Genomic DNA, 16914 nt, shown 5'->3' with positions numbered 1-16914 from the left:
TGACGTGCACAGCGTCGGGGGCCGCTGCTTCTGCGTCGGCTTGGGTGCAGGCTGCCGCGGCCTCTGGGCCCCGAAGGAGCGACGGGTAGGCCCGCTGTCCGCCGCACGGTGCCGCGCCGCAGGCGCGTTCACGCGCCCTCCGCTGGCCGGCACGAAGACCCGAAGTCGGCCTGGGGTCCGAGCCGCGCGCTTGACCGGCTGCCGAGGGCCGAACCAACAGTGCGGTTCGGGCGAGTACGAGGTGTTGCCGTCCCATGGAGGCAAGCCTGACCGAGGCTGCAACGAGCATGGTGGCCAAGGCCAAGGGCCCGGTCATCGCGGGTACGACACTGGAGAAGTGACGGACAGCGAACGGCAATGACGGACCGGCGCTTGGCAACGAGCCGTCCTGGAGCTCCAGGAACCGCTGGAGCGTCCGGGCCCGACCACGACGATCTGCCCCTCCGTGACGCCCCGGGCGGTGTACCGAGTGGACGACGACGGCTGGGCGCTCTGATGGAGCCGGCCCGCCGCGCGATCCAGCGGCTGGTCACGGCCGGCGAGGTGGAAATGACCCGGGCCGACGCCAGCCGACCTGGCGAACGCATCATCTCGGCCGCGATGGATTGCCGCCTTGTCGCACGATCTCATCGGTCGCCTGAAGCGGCTGACCGGCAACGCTGTCCGGCAGTGGGTCCGGAAGACGCCGCGTTCGGCGGGCGGCAGCGGTGGTCCGGCGGAGGCGCGCAGGCGGTCGGCGGAGGCGCGCAGGCGGTCGGCGTCGGCCCGAGGACCGGCTGCGCGGCTCGCCCGGCCGGCGCCGACGAGGGCCCCACCAGGCCTTTGTGGACGTGGGCGACGGCACGCGAGCTGTTCGTTCGGCGGGCTGCCGGGCCAAGCCTTGGGCATGTGTCCGTGCCACGGCCGGGCAGAGAACGCCGGTGGCCGTGCCACGAGAGAGGAGCAGCATCATGACCGGACATCCGGACGAGGCCGCCGTTGAGGCGGCGCACGAACCGCACGATCCCGCACCAGGCGAGCGGGTAGTTCGCGACCGGGTGCGGGCGGAGGCCACGGGAATGCACCATCACCAGGCCGAGGCCGCGCTGGAGGCGGCTCGCGAGGAAGGCGCAGATCCGGCAGTCGTGGCCGAGTGGGAGCGCATCGAAGCACACCTCACCACGCATGGTGGCCCGTATGACCCGGAGGCCGACCCCTACGCCCGGGGCCAACTGGAGGCACGCTCCCGGCACAACGCCGACGACCAATGATCCGAGCGCGACGGCGCATCCGAGCGGACGAACCGCCGGCTCGACGGCGAAGCCGACACCGAAGTGGCACGGCACCGCACATGACGACCATCCCGGGCACCGTGGACGACGGCCGCCCCGGGCAGGGCGCCCTACCGAGGGCGGCCAGCGTCGACGCATGCCGCCGGCCGGGCTGCCCAAACCGGTGGCCGGAGCCCGAGCGTTCACCGCGCGGGCCTTCTGGGACTGGAGCCCCCGTCGGCTCCTACGGCATCGACCAGCACGTCGTGGACGACATCGTCCTCGACGCCTCCGAAACGCGTCTGCGCGTCGAGGTCAGCGACGGAGACATCGCCCCGCCCACCCCGTGCCGGCCCCATCGGCCATCCGTACCCGGCGGACACGGCCTCTTCATCGTCCAGCGGACGTCGGACCGTGGGCAAGACCGCCTGGGCGGAGTTCGACACCGCCAGGCTGGCCCCCGGCCGATAGCCGTACGGGCACCCGTCGGCCGCGCGGGGACCGATAGACGTTCGAGGCGACCATGCCTTCGAGTACCTCCTCTTCCCCGATGCCGAGGTCTTCGGCGAGCTCGGCGACGGTCGGCGCCCGGCCGAACAGGCTCGACAGCGCCTCCTGGCCCCTCATGTGCTCGGCACGCAGTTCCTGGAGGCGGCCTTGATCAGTCCGATTGTGCCGACCTGCCCGATGTCGTCCAGGTCGACCCGCGCCTGGGCCGTCCGCGTCCCGAGAGCGCCGTGCGGCGGGCGGACAGCTCTCCGCGCCTTTGCCCCACCTCCGCGCTCCTACTCGGCGCGGAACCGATTTCCTCGTGCCGAACCAGCGAACTCACCCGCAGAAAAGGGGCGCATGCGCTTGTATGGGATGCGAAGCCCGGTGCGCGTCCAGCGCTGGGCCACGGACCGTTCCCGTCGTGGGGCCGGCTGCACAGGACCGCCGTACCAGTGGCGCGACCAGCAGTGCCGGTCCGGCGGTGCGGACCGCCAGGGGCGTGATTGCCGGCCCATCGCGACGGCCACCCCTGGGTCTTCCCGGGGACGGGGACGGCGTACGGGTAGCCGCCAGGGGGCGCCGCCTGGCTGCCGCCGGGGGAGGGGCGCTGGTCGGTGCGGCGCGCGCATTCTGCCGGCGGTCGCACCGCGGCGCGGTCGACACGACATGGCGTATCCGCGGCCCTGCGCTCACGCTCACGCCCGCAATCCCCCCGGCTGGCGTCACGGCGATCAGCGTGCTCGGACGCCCGGTCAGCCCGCTGGCCGGGGGCGGTACGGGCAGGTCGAAGAGCCTGGCGTGGCCGCTTCGGAAGTGCGGGCCGTCGTGGTCGACGGTCTCGCCGGCGAGGAGGCGGCGGATGATGACGGCGGCTTCCTCCAGGCGGTCGATGCGCCGCCTCGGGCCGGGCCATCCCGCGCCGGCGCCGAGCACGCTCCACGCGTACGGGGCATGGCCCTGCTCGTCAAGCCAGGGGACGTAGTGGTCGGAGATGACGGAGAAGTCGAAACCGGCCGCCTCGGCGCCCACCGGGTCGTCCACGAGCGCCCCGGGTCCGGCCTGCTCGGACATCATCGTGTATCCGATGTCAACCATGCCCGGCGTCTGGCCCGTCACCGGGCCTCGAAACCCGGCCCGCGGGATCAGCCGCAGGCTGCGGCCGTCGTGGCGGCGAGGTCGTCGACCACGGTGGTCAGGTCCCCGCCGCCGGCCCGGTAGGCGCGGCGCTGCCTGTCGGCTCCGGTTCCCGCCGCCAGGAGGCGTGCGGCGGCCTGCGTGCACCAAGCCAGGTCGCCGTGGGCGGCCAGAGCCGGGCCCGCGAAGGCCAGCAGCCTGCCCAGGCCGGTCCGGCCGGCCCAACCGGGCCCGGTCGGTGTCCGGTCCGGCGACGACAGGCCGTACCGGGCTGCCGACTCGTAGGCCCGTCGGAGCCGTGCCGCGGCGGGCCGGGGCGCAGGCAGTCCGGCGTCGATGCGGTGCAGGCAGGTCGCGGCCAGGCCGCGGACGAGGGCAGCCAGCAGGACGACGGTGTCCAGGTCTGCGTTGCTGTCGGCGACGCGGATCTCCAGCGTGGGCACGTGCTCGCTGGGACGGGCGTACCAGTACAGCATCCGGCGGTCGAGGAGCACCCCGCGCCGGACGAGGTCGGAGACGGTGTGCTCGTAGCCGGCCTCGTCCACGAGCGGTGCCGGGCCGGTCGTCGGCCACTTGCCCTGGTCCACGGCGCGGCGGGCCGCGTATCCGGTGTCGTGGCCGTCGAGGTAGGGGGAGTTCGCCGCGAGTGCGGCGAGCACCGGCAGCCACGGGCCCATGTGGTTGGCCAGGGCCAGGGCCTGGCCGCGGCTGTCGACGCCGACGTGGACGTGGCAGCCGCACATCACCGGCAGCTCGTCGGCGAGCAGTTGCGCGTACCGCTCGGATATCCGCCGGTAGCGCTCACCCTCCGTCACGGTGAGCGGACCGGGCGGGGCGATCGGCGGGGTGCCCGTGGCCACGAGGAGGCATCCGGATGCGGCTGCGGCCTCGTTCATCACGCGGCGTGACCGGGCGAGGTCGGCGTACAGGTCGGTGAGGCGGGTCGCGGGCACGGTGCAGGTCTCCACCTGGACGGTGAAGAACTCGCTCTGCGCGCGTTCCCCCAGGATTTGCCGCGCGTCGGCCAGGACTGCGGGCGCGCGTCCGGCCGGGGCCCTGGTGCCGCGGTCCACGAGGAGGAATTCCTCCTCCACTCCGACGGTCAGGGGTCCGGTCGGGCGACGGCCGACGGGCGGCGTCTGCAGGGCACGAGCGGTGATCGACATCGCATACCGGCCTTTCGAGCGACTGGGCGGCGGGTCGGGCGTCCCGGAGCCTCGCCGTCTGCCGAGGCCCGCGCGATGGCGCGACCCTCGACGCTACGCCCCTGCCGCCGGTCCGGCATCCGGAGAGGACGCCCAGTCCGCCCCGCTGCGGGTGTCCGCGCCGACGGCGGCAGCCGTCAGGTCCCGCTCCGGGGCTCTCTCCCGTCGTCGCGGATGGCGGGACGGGAGCCGAGGGTGTCGAAGCCGTCCGGCTCGTGCGGGGCCAGGCGGCCGCCCTCACCGTTCTTCGGCACCGGGCCCGGCTCGCGGCCGGCCTGCTCGCCCTCGTGCGCCGCCTTCCGCGGACCTGGCGGGACGTACGGGTGGCGCCCCGGGCCGAGGGGGCCCGGGGCATCCCCGGCGCCTCCGATCGTACGGACACGGGCCGCGAGGGCCCGGGGCTGGGCGGCCCACGACCGGGCCGGGGCCGTCGGCGCGGTCGTCTCCGCCGAGGTGGGTGTCGCCATTGGTCGACTTGACCTCCACCAGCCCCTCGCCGATCTCCAAGAGGCGACACGTCGAAGGTGCCGCCGCCCAGGTCGAAGACGAGGATCGTCCGGTCGTTCTCCTTGTCCAAGCCGTACGCCAGCGCTGCGGACGTCGGCTCGTTGATGATCCGCACACATTCAGGCCCGCGATCTCACCGGCTTCCTTCGTCGCGGTGCGCTGCGAGTCGTTGAAGTACGCCGGAACGGTGATCACGGCGTCCGTGACGAAAGCCCGCCGCTGGGCGGGGCGCATGTCCGCATGATCCCCAGAGGTCGGGCACACGTGCGGCATGAGGACCAACCCTCCGGATCCGGACCCGCGCACGGTGTCGGGGCCGACGCACCGGACTCCCAGACCCCCCGCTCCAGTACCACCCGGGGAAACGCCGCCGGCGGAATCGGGCACCGGCACGGGGACGGGCCCCTACCGTCCACTCACCCGGGGCTGGGCGCGCGGGCCGCTGGTGCTTATCGTCGTGCTGGCGCTGCTCGTCGCGGCCTTCTTCCTGGCCTACGCGATCGTGGTGGCCCTGTGAGGTGAGCCGCCGCTCCCACTCGCGGCCGTCGCCCCGGAACCGTTGTGCTGACGTCCGGGCCGGCTCGAGCGGCGTGCGGTGGTTCGACCCTCTTGTCGGGACGCCTCCACCCCAGGGCGGCACTCTGGTTCTCCCCAGGAGTTCCCGGCAGCTGCGCCCGAGGAGGGCGGTACACGGCCCGAGCACGGGGATGCCCGTGCCCTGTCGCCGACCGAGCCCGGCACGATGAATGTTTCTCGCCGTTTCTCGCCGCCGAACGGATGAAGCGGATGTGCCCACGGGCGGCAGGGCAGGCGGCACGACGGGGCTTCGGGGTGTGCCCCGTTGCGTGTTCTCCGTGGCCGAGGCGTTCTACGTGGAACAGAGCGTGCGCGGTACTCCTGCTCGGAGGCGGATTTCTCAAGGTGGTCGGCGAGTAGGTCGAGAGATTCCCGACCGCCCGGGATCCTCAGGACCTGGTCCTCCGTGACGATCGAAGCGGTGTCGCGCTCCGGGTCCTCCCGGAATGCGATCTCGGACAGCGACCTCTCGTAGGGAAAGGGGTGCCGGTTCTCCGAGAGATCAGAGGTTCCCGCTTTGGCTTGCAGCAGTCGCCGCTTGCCGATCCTACCGATCGGTACGCGGGATCGTCCTGCCGGTTCAAGGGGCTGTGCGGCCCCGGATGGCTCTTCGGGTTGGGCCTCGTGGGCGCCCGGTCCGCGGACCGTCTGGCCGTGTGCCGCCGCCCCGCGACGCAGGGGGCCGCCCCGGGGGGATCCGGGGCGGCCCTTGCCGTGCGTGGTGTGGGGCGTCGGTCAGCAGTGCGGCACGGACGTCTGTGCGGCGACCAGCGACGAGTGCACGTAACCGGTGCCGACGGGGCTGGAGACCCGGAACCAGCGGTTGGAGGCGTAGTTCGAGCTGGGCGGGTACACCCACTGGCTGTCCAGCCAGCACTGCATGCCCACGCCGGTGCCGTTGCCGAGGTAGCCGTACGAGCCGCAGCCGGTGTGGGCGCAGGAGCGGACGTTCGCCCCGCCGCTGTTGGACGAGATGTAGCTGCCGGCGGCCTCGGCCCCGCCGGCGCCGGCGAGCATGCCGGTCAGGGCCAGGCCCGCGGCGGCCGCCGCGACTGCCGTCCGGGTCCGCAGGCTGCTGGTGAAGCGTCGCATGGTGGTGCTCCTTCGTGTCGTGGTGGTCGGATCCGCCGGCCGGGTCGTGCTCGGTGGCTCGGCGGCGCTCCACCAGCAAGCCCGACCGGACCCGCCCGGCGGAAGGGAAAAGCCGCAGGTCGGACGGGTCCGGACGCGGCTCCGTACAACTCCGTACGGGCCGCGGGGGGTCAGGGGCAGGGTGGTGCGTACGGCAGGCCCGGGAGCAGGGACGCCCACTCGGCCCGGGTGATCGGCGAGCCGGCCCGCTCGCAGACGTGCCGGGCGGCGTCCTCGGCCCCGGTGCTCCACACCAGCGCCGCCGAGGCCGAGCCGCCGCCCGCCAGCGAGCGCCCGTCCGGGCTGTAGGCGATGGCGTACCCCTTGCCGCCGAGGCCGCTCAGGACGGCCCGGGCCCGCGGTGGTGGCGATCCGGTGCGGCCGGCCCCCGAGGTGTCCCACAGCCAGACGGTGCTGTCGGTGCTCGCGGCGGCCAGGGTCGTGCCGTCCGGGGCGAAGGCGAGCGCGTAGACGTAGCTGCTGGGGCCGGCCAGCGGCGGTCCGGCGCTCACCGGACGCCCGCCGTCCGCCGTGTCGTCGAACCTCCACAGCCACACGTCCCGGTCGCCGGTGCCGGCGGCGAGCGTCCGCCCGTCCGGGCTGAAGGCCACGGACATCACGTAGCTTCCCGGTCCCTGGAGGGTGGCTTCCGCCTGCGGGGCGCCGCCCTCCGCCGACAGCCGCCACACCAGCACCTGCTTGTCGACGGTGCCCGCGGCCAGCCGCCGGCCGTCGGGGCTGAACGCCACCGAGTACACGAAGTTGGTCGGCTCGGTCAGGTCGCCCGCCGGTCGGGGCCGGTCCGGGTCCCGGGTGTCCCACAGCCGGACGGTCCGGCCCTCGCTGCCGACGGCCAGGGTCCGGCCGTCCGGCGAGAACACGGCGGACTGGACGGTTCCGGTGCCGCCGGCGAGCGGTTCGCCGCGCGGTGCGGCGCGGTCCGGGCGGCTCGTGTCCCACAGCCACACCTTGCCGTCGCGGCCGCCCACGGCCAGCGTGCGGCCGTCCGGGGTGAAGGACAGCGTGCCCGAGTAGCCGGTCGGGTTTGCCAGGGGCGTGCCCACCGGGCGGGGGAGCCACGGATCGCGGACGTCCCACAGGTGCACCTCGCGGCCCGCGACCGCGAGCAGCGTCCCGTCCGGGCTGTACGCGACGGCGTTGACGGTCCCCTGCACGCCGTGGAGGGGACGCGAGGGCAGCCGCCAGATCCGTACCGTGCCGTCGGCGGAGCCGCTGACCATGCCCTGCCCGTCCGGCAGGAACGCCAGGGAGGTCACCGGTCCCGGGTGCGGGAACGAGCCGAGGGAGGTGCGGGTGGCGGCGTCGTACAGGCGCACCTGGTTGTCGGCGCTGCCGGTGGCCAGCCACCGTCCGTCGGCGCTGTGGGCGACCGCGTTCACGTAGCTGGCGGGCCCGGTCGCGGTCGCGGGGGCCCCGGCGAGGACGTCCGGGGGAGGCGGCGCGCCGTCCCCGGGCCCGGGGACCGTCCACAGCCGGGTGGACCGGTCCTGGCTGCCGGCCGCGAGCCGGCGGCCGTCGGGGCTGAACGACAGCCCGAACACCGGCCCGCCGGCCCCCGTCAGCGGCTGCTCCCGGGACACCGGCTCGCCGCTGCCGGAGGCATCCCACAGCCGGACCGTGCCGTCCGCCCCGCCGGCCGCGAGCACGGCCGGGCCGCCGGGCCGGAAGACGACCGAGTGGACGGGCCCGGCGAAGCCGCCGAGCCGGCGGGCGGGTCCGAAGCCGCCGTTGCCACCGAAGCCGCCGCTGCTGCCGCCCCCCGCATCGCCGCCGGTGGCGGTGCCTGCCCCCGTACCGCTGCCGGTGCCGTCCGGTGTCGGCGCCGCCGGGCGGGCGTTCCCGGCGCGCTCCCACACGTACACCCCGCCGTCGGCGGACCCGGCGGCCAGCCGAGTCCCGTCCGGGGCGAACGTCAGCCCGTACACGGCGGACGAAGGCCCCGGCAACACGGCCCCGGCGCCGCCCGGCGAGGTGGTCCCGCCCTGCGAGGCGGCCGTGGCGGTGCCGCGGGCCGGCTCCCACACCCGTACGGTCCCGTCGCCCGCGCCCGCCGCGAGCAGCCCGCCGTCCGGGCTGAACGCCAGCGCGTACACGGTGTCCGCGAACGGCGGCGACGGGACGTCCAGGCGCTGCGGCCGCGCCGGGTCGCGCAGGTCCCACAGCGCGACCTCGCGGTCCAGTCCGGCCGCCGCGAGCATCCGCCCGTCCGGGCTGAGGGCGACCGCCTGCACCACACCCCGGAACGCCAGCAGCCGGGTGACCGTCGGCATCGCCGAGGCGTCCGTCAGCGCCGCTCGGGCCTCCGCCGTCGGTGCGGTCCGGTACGCCACCAGGCTCAACTGGGCGGCCAGGGCCAGGTCGCTGCCGCGCAGCCGCTCCGAGCGGGCCGCGACCAGCCGGGACAGGGCCGTCCTCCGCTGCTGTTCGGCGTCCCGCCGCTGCACCAGTGCCACGGCGGCCAGGCTGCCCGCGAGCGTCGCGAGGACGGTGAGCAGGACCAGCAGCTGCCGCAGCCGCCGGGAGTGCTGCCGGTCCCGGGCCGCCCGCTGCTCCTCCGCGGCCCGGCTCCCGACGAGGAATTCGCGTTCCGTGGCGGTGAGTTCATGGGCACGGCCGCCGCTCTCGGCCCACCGGGCGGCCAGCGCCAGCCGGGCACCGCGGTACAGCAGCGAGGGCTCCCGGTCCGCCGACCGCCAGCGCTCCGCGTCGCGCGCCAGGTCCTGCCACACCAGGTGCCCGGCGCGGTCCGCCTCGATCCAGCCGTGCAGGCGCGGCCAGGCGGTGAGGAGCGCCTCGTGAATGATCCGGGCGCCGTCGCCGTCCAGACCGACCAGACGCCGGTCCACGAAACACTCCAGCACCTCGTACACCTGCTCGGCGCGTTCGTCACGCCACTCGTCCGCGGGCGAGGAGGGGCCCGGCAGGGGCAGCACCCTGCGGGTGTCCGGGGCCCCGTCCCCGACCGTCACCATGCGCAGGAACAGGGTCCGGGCGAGGTCGCGCCGGCTCTCGCTGAGTGCGGCGTACGCCTCCTCCGCGCTGGCCGAGACCGCGGCGGACATGCCGCCGCCCGCCCGGTAGTCGGCGATGGTCAGGACGCTGCCGCGGCCGCGCTCCCAGGTGGACAGCAGGGCGTGCGAGAGCAGCGGCAGCCCGCCCGCGCCGGAGTCCCTCAGGTCCGCGACCAGCAGGTCGGCGAAGCCCTCGTCCACGGCGAGCCCGGCCTTGGCCGCCGGTCCGTGCACCGTGCTGCGGATCTCGTCGGTGGTGAGCGCACCGACCACGATCTGGCCGCGCTGCAGGGCGGTGCCGAGGGCGGGTTCCTGGAGGGCCTGGGCGTAGAAGTCGGCGCGCAGCGCGCCCAGGACGTGCACACGGGGGGAGGCGAGCGCGGCCAGGAAGGCCAGGAACCGCTCCCGTTCGGCGGCTTCCCGGCAGACCGTGAAGACCTCCTCGAACTGGTCCACGGCCACCAGGACGCGGACGTCGCGGCGTTCGGCCCAGTCCCGCAGGTGGGCGGCCAGCCCGACCGCGGAGTCGGGCACGGCGTCCGCCGCGGGGGCAGCGGCTGCTTCCGCGGCCGTCCACGGCGCGGAGTCCGCGGCGCACGTCATGGTGCGTACGGCCCGGACCAGCTCCGACGCCGGGGCCCGCCCCGGCGCCAACAGACAGGGGACGAACCCGTGATCCGCGCGCAGCACCGGCAGGACCCCGGCCCTCAGCAGCGACGACTTGCCCGAGCCGGACGCGCCGACCAGGAGGTGCGGGAAGTCGGGCCCGTCGGCGAGCAGCCGCTCCACCACCGCGTCCCGCAGCCGCTCCCGACCGAAGAACCAGTCCGCGTGGTGCTCCTCGAACCGGGCGAGCCCCCGGTACGGCACCACGCCCCGGGCCGCTCGCGGGGTGCGCGACCGGCGCAGGTCGGCCAATCGCTCCAGCCAACGGGCGGTATCCGCGGGATCCTTGACGCCCAGCTCCTCGAGCACCCGCCGGAACATCGGCAGCGAGCCGAGCGACGGGAGGCTCTGCCCGGCCAGCCAGCCGCCGATGGTGGTGTGCGCGCCGGGGGACTCCACGCGGGCGGCGAGCACCCGCACGGTGAGGGCCGCCTCCTCCCTCAGCCGGGTCAGGTCGGCGGCGAATTCCTCCCGGGGCGTCGGACCGCCGGGCGGCGCGGCCGGCGGGTCCAGGGGTGTCGGCGGGTCCGGATCTGTCGACGGGGCCGGGGGTGCCGGCGGGGCCGGCGGGGCCGGCGGGTCCGGGGGGTCCGGGGGTGTCGGCGGGCGCGGGGAGGGGAGGGACCCCGGGCCGGTGTCCGGTTCGGCGCCGGGTTCGGGCAAGGGTGACGACTGCGGTGAACGGTCCATCGCGCCTCCGCGCTACGGTGTCAGGGGGACGCATGCGCAGGCATCGTGCACGCCGCGACGGGCCGGAACCCGCGGTACCCCGCGAACCGGTCCTTTTCCCGTACACCGCGCGCGCCCCGGCGAGCGTTCCTGCGCATGCCGCCCCCGCCCCGCCCCTGCCGCGGCCACCGCCCGGCCCCTCTTCCACACCGCCCTCGACGGTCCGGTCCGGCGCGGCGCAGGAATCCGAGCAGGTCGCCGATGCCGAAGGCGCGCCCGAGGGTCCCCCAGCCGACCCGGACGTGCGGTCACTTCCGGTTCGCCTCCAGAGTGTCCTCGGCCACGAAACGCCGTCGGACCAGCAGAGCCGGCAGAGGCCGACCTGATCCAGCAGGCCGCCGTCGTCCGCACCTCGCACGAGCAGTGCGGGTCACCCTGCCGGCCGGCGGAAGGGCGTGGGCCTCAGGGCGTGGCGTGTTCGATACGGGTTGCGATGCCGTCGAGGATGAGTTCCAGGCCCGTCGAGAAGTCGGCGTCGGCGAGGGAGGAGTCGGGCGGCGCGTCCGCCTCGCGCGCGTCGAACATCGCCGAGGCGAACAACCGGGCTGACTCAGGAAAGCGTTCGGGGTCCACCAGGTGGGCCAGAGCGCGGCTCCAAGCGTGTTCGGCGTCGGCCTGGCTCTGGTCTTCGGCACGGCTCCGGGCGAACTCGTGCTCCTGCAGCACGGCTTGGACCACGTAGCCGCCGAGCAGGGACAGGGCCCCGATCTTGTGTGCCCAGTCGAGCGGTGTGCGGGCCAGGACCGCCAGGGCGGCTTCCATCCAGGCGATCCGGTGGGGCCCGGCGGGCGGCCCCGTCACGGGCAGCCGGGTGAGCCACGGCCGCTGGCGGTGGACCGAGCGCATCGCGGCGGCCCAGAGCCGCAGGCCCTCCTCCACGCCCGCGGATACCCCGTCTTCGCCCTGATGTTCGGCTACGCCTGGCTCGCCCTCCTGGCCCCCTTCACGCTCGACCTCGCCGCGCATGCCGCCCGTCCCACGGCGACCGGCCTGGTCGTCGCCGCGACCGTCTGGCTCGCCACCGTGCTGCTGGCCCGCCTCCTCGACGGCCGCGGCGACGGTCGCGACCGCCCCGGCCCGGCCGAGGCGGTCCTGCGCCGCCTCACCTACGGCCCCGCACCCTCGTCCGGCCCGGCGAAGGACGGCCCGCTCCCCGCCGTACGAGACGGAAAGGGGGCGTGAAGCAGTGCTGGGAACCCGGTTCCGCAGCGAGGACGTACCGGCGGGCGAGCGGCTCGAGCGCTGGCGGGAACTGATCGACCGGACCCGCGCGACCGACGCGACCACCGACCACGCCGAGGACTTCCGGGCCGAGTTGCACCGCATGGAGCTGGGACCGGTGACGGTGTGGTGGACGTCGTTCCCACCGGTGTGCCTGCGCCGGACGGCCAGGAGCGTCCGCAGGGCGGATTCCGACCGGTCGCGAGCGCGGGCGGGCATGCGGGAGAAGGCGGACGCGGAGATGGACTCCTTACCGGTCCTGGCCCGCTCGGCTATCGCCTTGAGCGTTCTCGGCGGATGGGTCGTTCCAGGAGGCTGAGTGCGGTGGCGGCCGAGGCCAGGGCGATCAAGACCCGGCGGCCTGTGCTCGATGGCGGCAGCCCACCGGGTCTGTTCTCCGGCTTCGTCGAGATGGCCGTGCAGGTACGCACCGCTGAGCCACCCTCCGTACCGGCAGCTGTTTGCCCTGGTCATCGGGGCCGCCCGTCGCCGGAGGAATTGCAAGTTTGTCCGCGTATCCCGAGCCGTCCCAGGAGGAGCGGGAAGGCTGCTCCCGGCCGCCTGCGGCTCGGCAGGGGGGATAGGGTCGCCCCATGCAGCGCACCCAAGTCGACGGCGTACCGGTCCTGGCCATCCCCGAAGGGGACGGACTGCTGGTCGGCGCCGCGTTGCGGTTCGGCTGCGGTACGCGGGACGAGACGGTCCGCACGCTGGGGGTCACGCACCTCGTGGAAGCCCTGGTCATGGACCGGCTGAAGGCTGCGGACGAGGCCGACTTCGGTTCGTCCTTCGACCTCGACGAGACACGGTTCCACGGCTACGGCACTCCCGAGGAGGTCGCCCGCTTCCTGGAGGCGGTGTGCCGGACCCTGTCGGACCTGCCCCTGGACCGCATGGAGCATGTCGCCGGTCGCCTCGACATCGAGTGCGCCGCCCCCGTGGACGGGCAGATCGCCGAGGTGCTGGGGGCCCGGTACGGCGCCCACGACCTGGGTCTCGCCTGCCACCAGGGCGCCGAATACCGGGCGCTGACCCCCGAGATGGTCCGGGCCCATGCCGCCGCGTACTTCACCCGGGCCAACGCGGTACTGATGGTGGCCGGGACCGTACCGCCCGGACTGCGACTGCCGCTGCCCGATGGGGCACGGCCTGCGCGGTGTGCGCCCCGCCTCCTGGCCCGCCACGTGTGGGCCCGGCGCGACCTGACAGGGGTGGCCCTCGCCTACGAGGTGCCGGTCGGCTCGGCGGCTGCCCGGATCGGCCACCAGATCCTCATCACCCGGGTCGAACGGCTGGTCAGGGACAGGCTGGGCATCTCCAGTGCGGTCGAGACGTTCAAGACGGCGCGCGACCCGGGCTCGGTCGAGCGCATGCTCCTGCTCGACGCCGAGGAGGGCCGTGAGGACGCAGTGGCCGCGGCCCTGTGGGGGGAGGCCGTGCGCCTCGCCCGCCATGCACCGACTCCCGAAGAGGTGGCGGCGGAGGTCGCCTGGTGCCAGAAGGTGCTGGTCGAACGGCCGTCCGTTTCGGCCGAGCTGGACGGGGCCGCAGACTGCGAGCTGTACGGCGTCCCCTACTTCGACGGCGCCTCCATGGTGCGGGCGCTGGAGGCGATCACCCCCGCCGACGTGCGCGAAGCCGTCGAACGGGCCGTGGCGGGCGCGGTGCTCGTCGTCCCCCACGGCACGCTCCCCGTCCTTACCGGCTTGGACGGCACGCGCCTGGGGCACACCCCGGTCTGTGAACAGTGGGACGTGCCCCCGCCGCGCGGCGAGGTGCACAGACGCCCGCTGCGCGCCCGGCTCGGTCGCGAGGAGGGGGGAACCGACCGCATCGTGCGCACGCCGCACTCGCTCGTCCTGTGCCGGGACGACTGGTACCACGAGTACCGCTTCGACGAGGTCGTCGAACTGGAGCGGTGGGGAGATGCCCGGCGGGCGGTCGCCCGCTGCGGCTGCCTGCTGGAGCTCATTCCCGGCGCCTTCCAGGGCATGGACGGGCTGATACGCACCCTGGACGATGCCGTCCCACCCGCCCGGACACGGGAACGCGCGTAGTCGCCGCCCCGGAAGTAGCAGGAGGGCGGTGCGGGTTGAGCTGACGCGGCCCGGCCTGCATGGCGGCGCCGAGCTCCCACTGACTGGACTGCAGACCTCCAGGCACGCCGGAACGTCCTCGGGACCATGACCCCCATGGGGCCGCTCCTGCACCGCCAGGGTTCAAGCTGGCGGCCTCAGCGGTGCCGTCGCTGACCGGGGACCGCCCGATGAAGCCCAGGACCGGCTACGGGACGCCCACCGACAGCACCCTCGCCCGGCCCAAGCACCGCTGACCTCGCTGCGCGGTGGCCGGTGCACTTCGTCGTGTTCGACGTGCTGCAGCAGGACGGCCAGGAACTGCTCACCCTGCCCTACCCCGAGCGCCGCGCCCGCCTGGAGGCCCTGTCCGCCGACCACGCCCTGACGGACCCGTGGACCCTGTGCCCCATGACCACCGACCTGGGCAAGGCACGCGAGTGGCCGGAGTCCTGGACCGACGTCTCCGGCCGTGCTGCTGTGCTGCTCACCCTCGCCAGCCAGTGCCGATGAACCAGCCCGCGTCAACAGGCCTGCCAGCAGTAGCGGCTCGGACCGGCGGGCCACGAGCCCCGCCGGTCCGTCGCGGGCACTGGGTCCCGCACGGGCTCCGGCCGGCGCCTGGACCGTCACCCGCGTCGTCGGCCGTGCCTCTGTGCGGCATCACGCCGTTCGATCCCACAGGTACGGCCGGTACGGGGGCGGGCATGTCTGCCGTGGCCGGTCAGCACCAGCGGGTGTGCCGGCAGGGGCTCCAGCCGTGCCGGTCCGAGTCGCCGTCCGACGAGCCGCCGGTGTCGCGGGGGCGGCCGTTCGGGAAGACCGTGTCGCGGTTCCGGTCCCCCGGGTGGGGGTCGCGGTAGTCCGGGTCACCGTCGCCGTCCCGATCCGGGAGGTACACGGCCGTGCCGCGATCCGGGTCCGGGCAGCCGTTCTCGGGCGACGACAGGGACAGCTTCACCCAAGTGTCGTTGCGCAACTCCGCGTCCTTCGCGGGATCCTGACGGCAGACCCGCCATTCGTCGTACTCGCCTTCGGCAGGCAGGACGTCGTTGCGGTACGCCGCCTCGGCGTGCACGCGGCGCTCGGGCACGCCCACGGCGACGACCTCCGCGCGGGCGGTGGGCCAGGTCTTCCCCACCACGTCGGGCATCTTCGGCCACGGCACGGCCTGGCCGTCCCGCTCGGGGCACGGCTCGCCGGTGCGGACGGCGCCGAACTCGACCGTCTTCTCCACGACGGTGCTTCCCGGCTCCGGCCGTTGGAAGCACACCGTCCACAGGGACCGGGCCGTCACCGCCCGTCCCTGGCTGGACGCATCGTGGTAGGTGACGGAGTATCCGGACTTGCGGGAACGTCCGAACGCCGTGTCGAGCCGCTCGCCCACGAAGCCGCGTACCCGTTCCGTCGGCATGGTCGGCGAGGCAGACGGGGTCGGGCGGAACGCGGGGGAGGTCTTGGCCGGTTTCGCGTCCTTCGCCGACGGGTGCGCCGCGGTTGCCGGCCGGGACTGGTCCGGGACCACCGCTCCCAGGAGCGCCATCGCGGCGGCCGTGGCCGCGATCTTGCCGCCCCGCGGCCAGGGGTTGCCCCGCCACAGCACCACGAGCGCGGCGACGAGTGCCATGGCGCCCAGCCGCTCGTCCAGGGCACCGAGCAACGGCGCCGCCACGACGGCTCCGGCCCTCGCGGGGTTCGTGCGCCACCAAGGGTTCGACGAAGCGGAATCCGGCGGCATTGCTGCGGTGCGCGAGTCGGGCATGGAGGTGCTGCAGCTCTTCTCATGGGCGGGGCAGGCGATTCCGGCCACATCGTACTGGTGGCCGAAGGTGGCTGACGGCGAGGGTCGTCGATCCCGGTGCACGGCCGGGAGGGGCGCGGTACGGCCCGGCCGCGTGGCGAAGCCCAGTTGGGCGCCGACGTACTGCTCCTGGGGGGGGTGTGATGAAGATCGTCGGTGTGGAGCGGGAGTTCGATGCGGAGATTACTGAGCGGGTACCCGACCGCAAGGTGGCCTGGGTGACCCTCGGTGAGGGGGGCGAGCGGTCGCGCGTGGTGGCCTTCGAGCCGATCGGCCCTGCAATGGGTAGCTTCGCGCAGCCGCCGCCACCTTGAGTCGACGCTTCGCAGTCATGCCTGACGAGGCCCCGTCGCGTGACGACTGAGCGGTTTTGCCGAACGGCGCATCACCCAGCCGGGAGCGGTGTGGAACCGATCGGAGTCGACTCGCATCATTGAACATGTTCAGTGATCATCTTTTGGAGGTGCCCTTGTCTGTGCGACGCAGAAAGTTCGCGATCTGGCTCTCGGTCGGCGCGGTCGGGACCGTGCTGACGTCCGCCGGCTGGTTCCTGTACCAGATCGGCCTGGAACTGGACGGGAAGGCCCCGGTCCCCTGCAGTGAAGCCATTCGCTTCCTGCATACCGCCGAGCCCCCCGCGACCGCACGGAACAAGCAGTGCACGAGGGGCCAATGGCAAACCACCTGGTACAACATCGACTTCCAGGCCTCGCGAGCAGAGGCGGAAACGTGGCTGCGCACCGCGTACCCCGATGCAAGGGTCAGCCGCGACTGCGTGAAGGCCGATCTCTGCTCGTGGCCCGCCGCCCCTGCGGGCGGGGATGACAGCGCCGACCACCTACGGGTCGACATCCGCTTCGACGAGCGCGGCTCCGCGCACGTGCACGTCTCCGGAGGTACGTCGACCTGACCGCACTGTGGTGGACCGCCAAGGGCAGCGGGCACGACCGCTGCGCGAAGCCCCCCGTCTGCGCCTCTCCCGCGCCGCCCGGCGCGACGGCCCCGGACCGAAGCGCCCCCGACCGGCAACCGGGGCGCCGGCGACCCGGACGGCCCCGCACGAAGAGACGGTGGCGCGTAGCGGCTGTGCGTGAC

14 protein-coding genes and 2 pseudogenes are annotated in these 16914 nt (G+C 74.3%); 8 read left to right on the top strand and 8 right to left on the bottom strand.

All coding sequences use genetic code 11. The features are described from left to right. The first annotated feature begins 950 nt into the window (after nt 1-950). Entirely contained in the window at nt 951-1250 is a 300-nt protein-coding gene (locus ACIQUT_RS38360; protein ID WP_403570126.1) for a hypothetical protein, read from the top strand. 390 nt (nt 1251-1640) lie between these two features. Here ACIQUT_RS38360 and ACIQUT_RS38355 read toward each other — a convergent pair whose 3' ends face one another. From ACIQUT_RS38355 to ACIQUT_RS38340, 4 genes and pseudogenes are all read right to left on the bottom strand, one after another. Beyond that, complete coding sequence (locus ACIQUT_RS38355) at nt 1641-1877, bottom strand: sigma-70 domain-containing protein (RefSeq protein ID WP_403570125.1); 237 nt, start codon at nt 1875-1877, stop codon at nt 1641-1643. A gap of 1007 nt (nt 1878-2884) precedes the next feature. Next, nucleotides 2885-4042 carry a YbdK family carboxylate-amine ligase gene (locus ACIQUT_RS38350; protein ID WP_403570123.1) on the bottom strand — a complete coding sequence of 386 codons (1158 nt, stop codon included), beginning with the start codon at nt 4040-4042 and terminating at the stop codon, nt 2885-2887. Between the two features lie 176 nt (nt 4043-4218). Then, entirely contained in the window at nt 4219-4548 is a 330-nt protein-coding gene (locus ACIQUT_RS38345) for a hypothetical protein (protein ID WP_403570156.1), read from the bottom strand. Beyond that, nucleotides 4520-4795, bottom strand: a pseudogene (locus ACIQUT_RS38340) (Hsp70 family protein); the annotation flags it as partial. The gene ACIQUT_RS38345 and the pseudogene ACIQUT_RS38340, both read right to left, overlap by 29 nt. 64 nt (nt 4796-4859) lie before the next feature. Between ACIQUT_RS38340 and ACIQUT_RS38335 the strand changes: the two are divergent. Next, on the top strand, nt 4860-5105 hold the full coding sequence (locus ACIQUT_RS38335; protein WP_403570122.1) for a DUF6480 family protein: 246 nt from the start codon (nt 4860-4862) through the stop codon (nt 5103-5105). Between the two features lie 794 nt (nt 5106-5899). On the opposite strand, the gene ACIQUT_RS38330 is transcribed toward ACIQUT_RS38335, so the two are convergent. From ACIQUT_RS38330 to ACIQUT_RS38320, 3 genes are all read right to left on the bottom strand, one after another. Next, a complete protein-coding gene (locus ACIQUT_RS38330) occupies nt 5900-6256 on the bottom strand; it encodes a hypothetical protein (protein ID WP_403570120.1) in 357 nt (118 codons plus the stop codon). Nucleotides 6257-6426: 170 nt separating this feature from the next. After that, nucleotides 6427-10683, bottom strand: a complete 4257-nt coding sequence (locus ACIQUT_RS38325; protein ID WP_403570118.1) for a hypothetical protein — start codon at nt 10681-10683, stop codon at nt 6427-6429. A 441-nt stretch (nt 10684-11124) separates the two neighbouring features. Further along, nucleotides 11125-11601 carry a TetR/AcrR family transcriptional regulator C-terminal domain-containing protein gene (locus ACIQUT_RS38320; RefSeq protein WP_403570116.1) on the bottom strand — a complete coding sequence of 159 codons (477 nt, stop codon included), beginning with the start codon at nt 11599-11601 and terminating at the stop codon, nt 11125-11127. A gap of 27 nt (nt 11602-11628) precedes the next feature. On the opposite strand from ACIQUT_RS38320, the gene ACIQUT_RS38315 reads away from it, so the two are divergent. The 4 genes and pseudogenes from ACIQUT_RS38315 to ACIQUT_RS38300 all read left to right on the top strand — a co-directional run. After that, entirely contained in the window at nt 11629-11904 is a 276-nt protein-coding gene (locus ACIQUT_RS38315) for a hypothetical protein (RefSeq protein WP_403570114.1), read from the top strand. 4 nt (nt 11905-11908) lie between these two features. After that, nucleotides 11909-12262, top strand: a complete 354-nt coding sequence (locus ACIQUT_RS38310) for a hypothetical protein (RefSeq protein WP_403570112.1) — start codon at nt 11909-11911, stop codon at nt 12260-12262. Between the two features lie 274 nt (nt 12263-12536). Further along, nucleotides 12537-14000: a hypothetical protein gene (locus ACIQUT_RS38305; RefSeq protein ID WP_403570111.1), complete on the top strand. Its 1464-nt coding sequence runs from the start codon at nt 12537-12539 to the stop codon at nt 13998-14000. A gap of 285 nt (nt 14001-14285) precedes the next feature. Next, nucleotides 14286-14531: pseudogene (locus ACIQUT_RS38300) on the top strand (ATP-dependent DNA ligase); the annotation flags it as partial. A gap of 211 nt (nt 14532-14742) precedes the next feature. Here ACIQUT_RS38300 and ACIQUT_RS38295 read toward each other — a convergent pair. After that, the gene (locus tag ACIQUT_RS38295) at nt 14743-15690 is read right to left on the bottom strand and encodes a PASTA domain-containing protein (RefSeq protein WP_403570109.1); all 948 of its coding nucleotides are present in this window, start codon (nt 15688-15690) and stop codon (nt 14743-14745) included. 272 nt (nt 15691-15962) lie between these two features. Here ACIQUT_RS38295 and ACIQUT_RS38290 point away from each other — a divergent pair, with 272 nt between their 5' ends. Together ACIQUT_RS38290 and ACIQUT_RS38285 are read left to right on the top strand one after the other, a co-directional pair. After that, nucleotides 15963-16133 (top strand): hypothetical protein, encoded by a 171-nt coding sequence (locus tag ACIQUT_RS38290; protein WP_403570107.1) that lies wholly within the window; start codon nt 15963-15965, stop codon nt 16131-16133. Between the two features lie 119 nt (nt 16134-16252). Further along, the gene (locus tag ACIQUT_RS38285; RefSeq protein WP_403570105.1) at nt 16253-16729 is read left to right on the top strand and encodes a hypothetical protein; all 477 of its coding nucleotides are present in this window, start codon (nt 16253-16255) and stop codon (nt 16727-16729) included. Nucleotides 16730-16914 lie beyond the last annotated feature (185 nt).

This window comes from Streptomyces sp. NPDC090445 (assembly GCF_044769385.1).
GTDB lineage: Bacteria > Actinomycetota > Actinomycetes > Streptomycetales > Streptomycetaceae > Streptomyces.
Note: the sequence above shows the minus strand (reverse complement) of the source record. Positions and strands in the feature narration are given on the sequence as shown.

What these genes read in the sequence shown, in the direction of transcription:
- ACIQUT_RS38360 (WP_403570126.1), top strand. Translation starts at nt 951, where the DNA reads ATGACCGGACATCCGGACGAGGCCGCCGTTGAGGCGGCGCACGAACCG.
- ACIQUT_RS38355 (WP_403570125.1), bottom strand. Translation starts at nt 1,877, where the DNA reads ATGAGGGGCCAGGAGGCGCTGTCGAGCCTGTTCGGCCGGGCGCCGACC.
- ACIQUT_RS38350 (WP_403570123.1), bottom strand. Translation starts at nt 4,042, where the DNA reads ATGTCGATCACCGCTCGTGCCCTGCAGACGCCGCCCGTCGGCCGTCGC.
- ACIQUT_RS38345 (WP_403570156.1), bottom strand. Translation starts at nt 4,548, where the DNA reads ATGGCGACACCCACCTCGGCGGAGACGACCGCGCCGACGGCCCCGGCC.
- ACIQUT_RS38335 (WP_403570122.1), top strand. Translation starts at nt 4,860, where the DNA reads ATGAGGACCAACCCTCCGGATCCGGACCCGCGCACGGTGTCGGGGCCG.
- ACIQUT_RS38330 (WP_403570120.1), bottom strand. Translation starts at nt 6,256, where the DNA reads ATGCGACGCTTCACCAGCAGCCTGCGGACCCGGACGGCAGTCGCGGCG.
- ACIQUT_RS38325 (WP_403570118.1), bottom strand. Translation starts at nt 10,683, where the DNA reads ATGGACCGTTCACCGCAGTCGTCACCCTTGCCCGAACCCGGCGCCGAA.
- ACIQUT_RS38315 (WP_403570114.1), top strand. Translation starts at nt 11,629, where the DNA reads ATGTTCGGCTACGCCTGGCTCGCCCTCCTGGCCCCCTTCACGCTCGAC.
- ACIQUT_RS38305 (WP_403570111.1), top strand. Translation starts at nt 12,537, where the DNA reads ATGCAGCGCACCCAAGTCGACGGCGTACCGGTCCTGGCCATCCCCGAA.
- ACIQUT_RS38290 (WP_403570107.1), top strand. Translation starts at nt 15,963, where the DNA reads ATGAAGATCGTCGGTGTGGAGCGGGAGTTCGATGCGGAGATTACTGAG.